General features: G+C 72.9%; 8 protein-coding genes. 4 read left to right on the top strand and 4 right to left on the bottom strand.

Translation table 11 applies throughout. From position 1 onward, the window contains the following. Positions 1–47: 47 nt before the first annotated feature. On the bottom strand, positions 48–1,631 hold the full coding sequence (locus GT045_RS09585; RefSeq protein WP_161333900.1) for a glycerol-3-phosphate dehydrogenase/oxidase: 1,584 nt from the start codon (positions 1,629–1,631) through the stop codon (positions 48–50). Further along, entirely contained in the window at positions 1,628–2,227 is a 600-nt protein-coding gene (locus GT045_RS09580; protein ID WP_161297041.1) for a TetR/AcrR family transcriptional regulator, read from the bottom strand. The genes GT045_RS09585 and GT045_RS09580 overlap by 4 nt, the downstream gene beginning before the upstream one ends. Positions 2,228–2,333: 106 nt before the next feature. Here GT045_RS09580 and GT045_RS09575 point away from each other — a divergent pair, with 106 nt between their 5' ends. The 4 genes from GT045_RS09575 to GT045_RS09560 all read left to right on the top strand — a co-directional run bounded on the left by GT045_RS09575 (position 2,334) and on the right by GT045_RS09560 (position 8,678). Then, a complete protein-coding gene (locus tag GT045_RS09575) occupies positions 2,334–3,926 on the top strand; it encodes an FAD-binding oxidoreductase (RefSeq protein WP_161333899.1) in 1,593 nt (530 codons plus the stop codon). A gap of 36 nt (positions 3,927–3,962) precedes the next feature. Then, positions 3,963–4,844 (top strand): diacylglycerol kinase family protein, encoded by an 882-nt coding sequence (locus GT045_RS09570; protein WP_161333898.1) that lies wholly within the window; start codon positions 3,963–3,965, stop codon positions 4,842–4,844. A 109-nt stretch (positions 4,845–4,953) separates the two neighbouring features. Then, entirely contained in the window at positions 4,954–5,916 is a 963-nt protein-coding gene (locus GT045_RS09565; RefSeq protein WP_161333897.1) for a Dyp-type peroxidase, read from the top strand. A 191-nt stretch (positions 5,917–6,107) separates the two neighbouring features. After that, on the top strand, positions 6,108–8,678 hold the full coding sequence (locus tag GT045_RS09560; protein ID WP_161333896.1) for an ATP-dependent Clp protease ATP-binding subunit: 2,571 nt from the start codon (positions 6,108–6,110) through the stop codon (positions 8,676–8,678). A 12-nt stretch (positions 8,679–8,690) separates the two neighbouring features. Here the strand turns inward: GT045_RS09560 and GT045_RS09555 are convergent, their stop codons facing one another. Beyond that, positions 8,691–9,167: a GreA/GreB family elongation factor gene (locus tag GT045_RS09555; RefSeq protein ID WP_161333895.1), complete on the bottom strand. Its 477-nt coding sequence runs from the start codon at positions 9,165–9,167 to the stop codon at positions 8,691–8,693. A gap of 287 nt (positions 9,168–9,454) precedes the next feature. Continuing rightward, positions 9,455–9,826 carry an STAS domain-containing protein gene (locus tag GT045_RS09550; RefSeq protein WP_345942596.1) on the bottom strand — a complete coding sequence of 124 codons (372 nt, stop codon included), beginning with the start codon at positions 9,824–9,826 and terminating at the stop codon, positions 9,455–9,457. Between the last annotated feature and the right edge of the window lie 140 nt (positions 9,827–9,966).

Raw genomic sequence — 9,966 nt, 5'->3', positions numbered from 1 at the left:
GCCGCCGGGCGCGGCCCCGCCGCCGGGCAGCGGGTGGCCGTCGGCACTCAGCAGCGGGTGGGCGCCGCCCGGTTGAGCATCTCCCGGGCGACGGGCAGGGCCTCGGCCCGGTCCTCGGGGACCAGGCCGATGCGGGTGCGGCGGTCCAGGAGGTCCGACTCGTCCAGTGCCCCCTCGTGCCGCACCGCCCACAGCAGTTCGGCACGGGTGACGGGGTGGCCGGGCAGCACCGGCTCCGCCAGGGCCGGGTCCTCGGCCGCGAGGGTGTGCACCGCCACGGCCTCGGTGCCGTAGCGGCGGACCAGCCGGCCGGGCACGGGCAGGGCGCGCAGCCGTCCGGGGGCGGCGGCGCCGATCAGGGGCAGGGCGGCGGTGGGGGAGGGGCCGGTGCGCAGCCCCCTCACCCCGGCCGCGGCGTCCACGGCGTCCTGCGCCATGCGCCGGTAGGTGGTGAGCTTGCCGCCGACCACGGTGATGACACCGTCGGGCGAGGTCAGCACCGCGTGCCGGCGCGAGACGTCCGAGGTGCGCGTCGGCTCGCCGTCCCGGCCGTCGTGCGCGGAGGTGTCCAGCAGCGGGCGCAGCCCGGCGAAGGCGCCGACCACCTCGTCCCGGGAGACGGGGGTGTCCAGGACCGAGCCCAGCACGTCCAGCAGGAAACCGATGTCGGTCTCGGGGACCTCCGGCACGTCCGGGATCCCGCCGTCGACCGGCTCGTCGGTGAGCCCGACGTAGACCCGCCCGTCGCCCTGCGGCAGGACGAGCACGAAACGGTTGGTCTCGCCGGGGATCGGGACGTGCACGCCGGCCGGCAGGGCACCGAGCCGCTCCGAGCGCAGGACCAGATGGGTACCGCGCGACGGGCGGATCCGGATGCCGTCGGCGAGCTCGCCCGCCCACACCCCGGTGGCGTTGATCACGGCCCGTGCCCTGATCTCGGCCTCCTCGCCCGTGACCTCGTCACGGATCCGGGCCCCCGAACCGGTCAGCTCCAGGGCCCGTACCCGGGTCAGCACCCGGGCGCCGCGGGCGGCGGCCGTCCGGGCCAGGGCGGTCACCAGGCGCGCGTCGTCGGTCACCTTGCCGTCCCAGGACAGCAGACCGCCGCGCAGCCCGGACGCGCGGACCGAGGGCGCGAGGTGCCGGGCCTCCGTCGCCGACAGCCGGCGCGGAGCGGGCAGGACCTGGCGGGGGGTACGGGCAGCCAGCCGCAGCATGTCGCCGGCCCGGAACCCGGCCCAGGCCAGCGAGGCCTGCGCCCGGGACACCAGCGGGGTCAGCGGCAGCACGAACGGCTGGGCGGCCACCAGGTGCGGGGCGGTGCGGGTCATCAGCACCCCCCGCTCGACCGCGCTCTCGTGGGCGACGTCGAACTGAGCCGAGGCGAGATAGCGCAGCCCGCCGTGGATCAGCTTCGAGCTCCAGCGGGAGGTGCCGAAGGCCAGGTCGTGGGCGTCCACCGCGACGACGTCCAGTCCGCGGGCCGCCGCGTCCAGCGCGGCTCCGGCGCCCGTGGCGCCGAGCCCGACGACCAGGACGTCGGCCACCCGGCCGTCCGTGGCCTCGGCCAGTTCCCGGCCGCGCCGGTGTGCGCTGAGGGACGAGCCGGGCGCGGCCTCGGTGTGGCTCATGGCGTCAGGGTCCTCTCCAGAAGGGTGCGCAGCTCACCGAGGAACGCGCCGGAGTCCAGCTCCGGATCGTCCTCGTCGGTCATGGTGCGCAGGGACAGGGTGAAGGACTGCACGGTCAGCAGCAGGGCGCGCGCTTGCCGTTCGGTGTGGCCGGGCCGCACGGACCCGTCCGCGTGGCCCTCGCGCAGCGCGTCGCCCAGCAGCGCCAGCAGCGCCTCCTGGCTCGCGCCGCGCCGGTCCAGCACATACGGCAGGAGCAGTTCCGGGTCGACGTCGACGATCTTGCGGAAGAGGGGGTGCGAGCGGAACGCCTCGACCCCGGCGACCAGTCCGTCCACGATCCGGGCGCGCGTGCCGACACCGGGCGTGGGTGCCGGTATGGCCCGGGAGGCCACGCCGATCCACTCCCGGGTCATCAGATCGCCCACAAGGGTCTGCAGGTCGGGCCAGCGCCGGTACAGCGTCATCCGGGAGACCCCGGCACGGCGGGCGACGTCGGCGAGGGTGGTGCGCCGTACCCCGACGGCGAGCACACAGTCGCGTGCCGCGTCGAGCACGGAATCGCTGTCCGAACCGTTGTGACGAATAGGCGTCATGTGTCACAGTGTAACGCCCCGGGGCCGGGACGGAAGCGGTCCGGCCGCCGGGACGGCAGCCGAGCCGCGCGAACCGAGCACACCGACCTGTGAGGACGACCGTTCAATGGACATGCTGTGGAACGGCTGGGGCGACCCGGCGAAGGCGGCACCGCTGCCCGACTCGGTGACCGGTCTGCTGCGCGACCTGCTCGGCGTCAAGCCGCGCAGCGCCCCCGCGCTCGCCCTCCAGGACCTCCGCCTGCCCGACGCCGCGCCCGACCCCGCCGCACTGAAGGCGCTCGCCGAAGCCGTCGGCGGTGACGAGCACGTCCGCACGGACGCCGAGAGCCGGATCCGGCGCACCCGCGGCAAGTCCACCCCCGACCTGCTGCGCATCCGTGCCGCCGACTTCAGCGACGTCCCGCAGGCCGTCGTCCTGCCCGCCGGCCACGACGAGGTCCTCGCCGTCCTGCGGGCCTGTGCCGCGCACCGCCTGGCCGTCGTGCCGTTCGGCGGCGGCACCTCCGTGGTCGGCGGACTCGCCCCGCAGCGCGGCGCGTTCGTCGCCCTGGACCTGCGACGCATGAACGGCCTGCTGGAACTGGACCCCGTCTCCCGCACCGCCGTCCTCCAGCCCGGCCTGCGCGCGCCCGAGGCGGAAGCCCTCCTCGCCGAACAGGGCTACACCCTCGGCCACTTCCCGCAGTCCTTCGAATGGGCCACCATCGGCGGCTTCGCAGCCGCCCGCTCCAGCGGACAGGCGTCCGCCGGATACGGCCGCTTCGACGAGATGGTCCTCGCACTGACCGTCGCCACCCCCGAGGGCACCCTGGAGACGGGCCGGGCCCCGCGCTCCGCCGCCGGCCCCGACCTGCGCCAGCTGATCCTCGGCTCGGAGGGCGCCTTCGGTGTCATCACCTCGGTCACCGTACGCATCCGCCCGCTGCCCGAGTCGCGCGTGTACGAGGGCTGGCGCTTCGGCTCCTTCGAGGAGGGCGCCGCCGCACTGCGCCGGCTCGCCCAGGACGGTCCCCGGCCGACAGTGCTGCGCCTGTCCGACGAGACCGAGACGCTCATCGGCCTCGCCCAGCCCGACGCGATCGGCGCCGACCTGGCGCAGGGCGGCGCCGGATGCCTGGCCATCGCCGGGTACGAGGGCACGGCCGAGGACACCGCGCACCGCCGGGAGCGGGCGGCGGCCGTCCTGACGGACTGCGGCGGCACCCTGGCGGGCACCGAGCCCGGCGAACGCTGGGCGCACGGCCGCTACTCCGCGCCCTACCTGCGCGACGCCCTGCTCGACGTGGGCGCCTTCGCCGAGACATTGGAGACCGCGGCCTTCTGGTCCCGCATCCCCGACCTGTACACGGCCGTCCGCAGCGCGCTGACGGACACCCTCACCGAGGCCGGCACCCCGCCCCTGGTCATGTGCCACATCTCCCACGTGTACGAGAACGGCGCCTCGCTGTACTTCACCGTCGTCAGCGCCCAGGGCGAGGACCCGGTGGCCCACTGGACGCCCGCCAAGCACGCGGCGAACGAGGCCGTACTGGCCGCCGGCGGCACCATCTCCCACCACCACGGGGTCGGCACCGACCACCGCGACTGGTACGTCCGCGAGGCCGGTCCGCTCGGCATCGCGGCCCTGCGCGCCGTCAAGCGCCGCCTGGACCCCGAGGGGCTGCTCAACCCCGGTGTCCTGCTGCCCACCGACTGACCCACCGATCCGACCGCCTGCCCCGGAGGCACACCGATGCGCCACTTCACCGCCGTCGTCAACCCCACAGCGGGCGGCTCGACCGGGGCGGCGACCCTGCTCCAGCTGGCCCGGCTGCTCCGCGGGGCCGGCGCCGGGCTGGAGACCGAGTACAGCCACAGCCTCACCCACGCCCAGGACATCGCCCGCAAGGCCGGCGAGCGCGGCCGGATCGTCCTGGCCGTGGGCGGCGACGGCATCGCCGGGGGCATCGGCGGCGCGCTCAGCGGCACCGGCACCGTCCTCGGTCTCGTACCGGCCGGACGCGGCAACGACTTCGCCCGCGCGCTCGGCCTGCCCGCCGGCCCCGAGGCGCTCGCGGACATCCTGCTGCACGCCGAGCCACGGCCCGTCGACACCATCGAGGTGGAGTCGGCGGTCCACCCGCGCACCGTGGTGCTGGGCAGCGTGTACGCCGGGGTCGACGCGCTGGCCAACCGGCACGCCAACAACGCGCGTCTGCTGCGCGGCGCCGCCTCCTACTACGCCGGCGGCCTGCGCGCCGTCACCACCTGGCGGCCGGCCGACTACCGCGTCACCGTCGACGGCGAGGAACACACCCACCGCGGTTACACCGTCGTCGCGGCCAACTCCCCCTACTACGGCTCCGGCCGCCTCATCGCCCCCGACGCGCGCGTCGACGACGGGCTGCTGGATGTCGTGATGATCCGCGAGGCCCCGCGCCGGCTGTTTTTCGCCCTGATGAACGAGCTGAAGACCGGTGGGCACGTCCGCCGTCCCGAAGTGCGTGTCCTGCGCGGCCGGGAACTGCGCATCGAGGCCGACCGGCCGGTCCCCTACGGCGCCGACGGCGAGGTGGACGCCACCCTCCCCGTGACCCTGCGGGTACGGCCCGGCGACCTGCCGGTGCTGTACTGACACGGCGTCTCTCCACACCCGGCACCCCGCCCTGGAGGTCGTACGACCTGCCGTGCGGGCCGAGGCGCGCGATGCTGGTGCGGAAGACATCTCAGGAGGCGGATGCCCCGTGTCCGAGCCGCAGCCCGTCATCGTTCCGCCTGCCAGGGCCGCCGTGTTCCTGGTGGTCACGCTCGCACCAGGGGGTAAGGGCCGGGTCCGGGACCTGTTGGAGGACGTCTCCGCCCTGCGCCGCTCGGTCGCCTTCCGTGAGCCCGCCGAGGAGCTGAGCTGCGTCGTCGGCATCGGCTCGACGGCCTGGGACTGGCTGTTCAGCGGGCCCCGGCCCCGCGACCTGCACCCCTTCGTCGAGCTGGCGGGGCCCCGGCACCGGGCCCCCGCCACCCCCGGCGACCTCCTCTTCCACGTCCGCTCCCAGCGCATGGACCTCTGCTTCGAACTGGCCCGGCGGCTGGGAGAGGGTCTCGACGGCGCGGCCACGGTGGCCGACGAAGTGCATGGCTTCAAGTTCTTCGACGAACGCGATCTGCTCGGTTTCGTGGACGGCAGTGAGAACCCCGAGGGGCAGCCGGCGGCCGACGCGGTGTTCGTCGGGGACGAGGACCCGGAATTCGCCGGTGGCAGCTACGTGACGGTCCAGAAATACCTGCACGACATGACGGCCTGGGACTCGCTGCCGACCGAGGAGCAGGAAAGGGTGATCGGGCGTACCAAACTGGCCAACATAGAACTCCCCGACGAGACCAAGCCCGTGGACTCCCATGTCGCGCTGAACACCGTCACCGACGAGAAAGGGGACGAGCGCAAGATAGTACGGGAGAACATGCCGTTCGGCAGTGTCGGAAGAGCCGAGTTCGGCACCTACTTCATCGGTTACGCCCGTACGCCGGACGTCACGGAGGAGATGCTGCGGAATATGTTCCTCGGCCGCGGGCCGGGACGGCACGACCGGATTCTCGACTTCTCGGTCGCGGTCACCGGTTGCCTCTTCCACGTGCCGACCGTGAGCTTTCTCGACGACCTCCCGCCCGCCCCCTCCGCTTGCGGTGCCGTCCGCACAGGGGTTGAGTGATTAAGGACCCCGTGGGACCCCGGCCCCAGTGGCCTTTCGTGCTGCCGACCTTTTCCGTGAGCGACCTCCCCGTCACCAGCGTTCCGTTCCGCCGCTCTCACGCGGCTGCCCCCGTGTGCATGCCCCTTCGCGGACGTCCCTCGCGGACGCCCCCTCGGGGATCGCCGACCCCTCGCGCGCCAGGAGCTGTCATGTCGATGTCGTTCGGTGCACCGTTCGGTTCGTCGGACCCGTTCAGCGAGCTGCTGAATCGTTTCTTCGGTATGTCGCCGGCCTCCTCGCCCCCCGCTGTGCAGCGCGTACCCATCGGCCGGCTGCTGACCGAGTCGTCGCAGGAACTGCTCAATCTGGCCGCGCAGCGAGCCCTGGGGGACGGCACCTCCGATCTCGACACCGAGCACCTGCTCTGGGCGGCCACCCAGGTGGAGCCGTCACGCCGGCTGCTCACCCAGGTCGGCATGGACCCCGACGCGCTCGCCGCGGAGCTGGCCAAGATCCTGCCCCGCGAGTCAGGCGAGCCGTCCGCGCAACCCGGCCTGACCCCGGCGGCCAAGCGCACCCTCGGCGCCGCCTACGCCCAGTCCCAGGCGGCCGGCGTGTCCTACATCGGCCCCGAGCACATCCTCGGCGCCCTGATCGGCGACAGCGACACGGGCGCCGCCCGGATGCTGCGGGCGGAGGGTCTGGACACCCGGCGCCTGGCCGGCATCGCTGAACAGTCGGCGGCACGCTCCGAGGCCGCCCCCGCCGAGCGCAAGACGCCGGCCACCACCCTGGACGAGTTCGGCCGCGACCTGACCGAGGAAGCCAAGGCGGGCAGGCTCGACCCGGTCGTCGGGCGGAGCGAGGAGATCGAGCAGACCGTCGAGATCCTCTCCCGGCGCACCAAGAACAACCCCGTGCTGATCGGGGAGCCCGGCGTGGGCAAGACCGCCATCGTGGAAGGACTCGCCCAGCGCATCGTCGCCGGTGAGGTCCCCGACACACTGAAGGACAAGCGGGTCGTCTCGCTGGACCTGTCGGGCATGGTGGCCGGGGCCCAGTACCGCGGACAGTTCGAGGAGCGGCTGAAGAAGGTCATCGAGGACGTCCAGGCGGCCGGCGGCGACATCATCCTCTTCATCGACGAGCTGCACACGGTCGTCGGTGCCGGTGCCACCGGCGAGGGCTCCATGGACGCGGGCAACATGCTCAAGCCCGCCCTCGCGCGCGGGGAGCTGCACGTCGTGGGTGCCACGACCATCGACGAGTACCGCAAGTACATCGAGAAGGACGCCGCCCTGGAGCGCCGCTTCCAGCCGGTGATGGTCCCGGAGCCCACCGTCGAGGAGACGGTGCAGATCCTCGAAGGGCTGCGCGACTCCTACGAGGCACACCACCAGGTCCGCTTCGACGACGCCGCGCTCGCCGCCGCTGCCGAACTCTCCGACCGGTACATCAGCGACCGGTTCCTGCCCGACAAGGCGATCGACGTGATGGACCAGGCCGGTGCCCGGGTACGGCTGCGCAGCGCGGCCCGCTCCACCGAACTCGTCAGCCGTGAGGACCGTATCGCCAAGCTGCGCCGGGAACTCGAACAGGCGGTCGCCGCCGAGGACTTCGAGAAGGCGTCGGAGGTGAAGCGGCAGATCGCCGAGGCGGAGGGCGAACTCGCCGGCATCGAGGAGCGCCGCGAGGGCGTCGTCTCCGTCACGGCCGACGACATCGCCGACGTCGTCTCCCGCCGCACCGGCATCCCGGTCTCCCAGCTCACCGCCAGCGAGAAGGAGAAGCTGCTGCGGCTGGAGGAGGAGATGCACGCGAGGGTCGTCGGCCAGGAGGGGGCGGTCACGGCGGTCTCCCAGGCGGTGCGCCGCAACCGCGCCGGGATGGGCGACCCGAACCGCCCGGTCGGGTCCTTCCTCTTCCTCGGTCCGACCGGTGTGGGCAAGACCGAACTCGCCAAGACCCTCGCCGCCCTGCTGTTCGGCGAAGAGGACCGCATGATCCGGTTCGACATGAGCGAGTTCCAGGAGAAGCACACCGTCGCCCGGCTGGTCGGGGCGCCTCCCGGCTACGTGGGCTACGAGGAGGCGGGCCAGCTCACCGAGAAGGTCCGCCGGCAGCCCTACAGCGTGGTGCTCTTCGACGAGGTGGAGAAGGCCCACCCCGACATCTTCAACACACTGCTGCAGATCCTGGACGACGGACGGCTGACCGACGCCCAGGGCCGCACCGTCGACTTCCGGCACTGCGTCATCATCATGACGTCCAACATCGGTGCGCACCGCATCCTCGACCACAAGGGCGATGTGTCCGAACTGAAGGACGAGTTGATGGCCGACCTGCGCACCCGGTTCCTGCCGGAGTTCCTCAACCGGATCGACGACATCATCATCTTCCACAGCCTGACCGAGGACGACCTGAGCCGGATCGTGGACCATCTGCTGGACCGGAGCAAGCACCGGGTGCACGCCCAGGGCATGGGCCTGGAGGTCACCGAAGCCGCCAAGAAGCTGCTCATCGCCCACGGCCACCAGCCGGAGTTCGGCGCCCGTCCGTTGCGCCGCACCATCCAGGCGGAACTGGACAACCGCATCGCCAGCCTCCTGCTCGGCGGCGAGGCCGGCCCCGGCGACACGATCGTCGCGGACGTCCAGAACGACTCCCTGCACTGCTCGGTGCGCAAGAACGACTCCGGCGCGCCCGGGGCGCCTTCGGAGTCCGGCGCGCCTTCGGAGTCCGGGGCTCAGTCCGGCAGCGGGACGCCGTCCGGCGGCTGAACGGGGGCCACGCTACGACGGCGCCGGCCCCTCACCGATCGCCTCCACGACCGCCGTCGCCGGCCCGTCCGGGGTGCCGTAGTGCACGGTGTCCCCCGGCCGGTGTCCCAGCAGCGCGTGACCGAGGGGGCTGTCGGCGGTGACCAGTGTCTGGTCCAGTGCCTCGGCCGTCTCTCCGACCTGGAGGGTCTCCACCGAGCCGTCCGGGAAGCGGACGGTGACCGTACTGCCCACCCCCACTTCGTCGGTGGGGGTGGGGCCGGCCGACACCGCCTGGCGCAGCCGTACGGTGATGTCCTCGATCCGGCGGTCGAGACGGTCGAGCTGGTCGGCGCGCTGCAACTCGTCGGCCTGGTCGGCCTGGTCGCCGACCGAGGGGGAGTCCTGGAGCGTCCCGGCGACCAGCCGGCGCTCGTCCCGCAGGTCGGCCAGTTCCTGCTCCAGCGCACGCCGGGCCTGCGCGCTGATCGGCTCCGGATCACCGGTCATGGTGTCTGCCTCCTCCGCGACGAACGGGAAGCCGGACCAAGACGGGGAGTCCGGTATTTCGCATCATAGGCAGACAAGTTGCTCTCGCGGCTTTCGGTGGAGCAGCGGGTAATGCCGGGTTAGTGTGCATATGTCGACGCCTGTGTCGATGCCTCTGTCGTCCACTCGTGCAGGGAGATGCCCATGTCCTCGAAGCGACGCCGCAAGAAGAAGTCGCGCCGCAAGCACGCGGCCAACCACGGCAGGCGCCCGCAGTCCTGACCCGGGGCGGGTCCGGGTGGCGGCCCTCAGCTCTCCAGCGCGTCGCGGACGCTGTCGTGGCAGGCGAGGATAGGGGTGAGGCCGACGATCTCCAGGGTGCGCAGGACGGGCCGCTGAACGCGGGCCAGCCGCAGCCAGCCCGTCGGGCCGTGTGCCTGGTGGCCCGCGATGAGGGCGTTGATGCCGCTGGAGTCCATGAACGGCACGCCGCCGAGGTCCGCCACGGTGCGGCCGCCGGGCGTGGGATCCTCGGGGACGAGGGCGTCGCGGAGAGCGCCCGAGGTGTGGTGGTCGACCTCGCCGGTCACCGTGACGACGGTGACCCCGTCGACGGTGGAGCGGGTGACCGACAGTTCCGCCGGTCCCGCTCCTTCGTTCATGCCCGCGGTGTCTGTCACGCGTCCCTCGTCCACGCTCGCCGATCCCTGCCCAAAGCTTTCCCTCACCGATTGCCCCGGATCGCGCGGACGATGCGGGGTCCCGTGAGCCCGTGGGTGCGTGAGCCGGTGAGCCCGTTGAGCGCACCCGCCCGCCCGCC

The organism is Streptomyces sp. SID486, assembly GCF_009865385.1.
Classification (GTDB): domain Bacteria; phylum Actinomycetota; class Actinomycetes; order Streptomycetales; family Streptomycetaceae; genus Streptomyces.
Note: the sequence above shows the minus strand (reverse complement) of the source record. Positions and strands in the feature narration are given on the sequence as shown.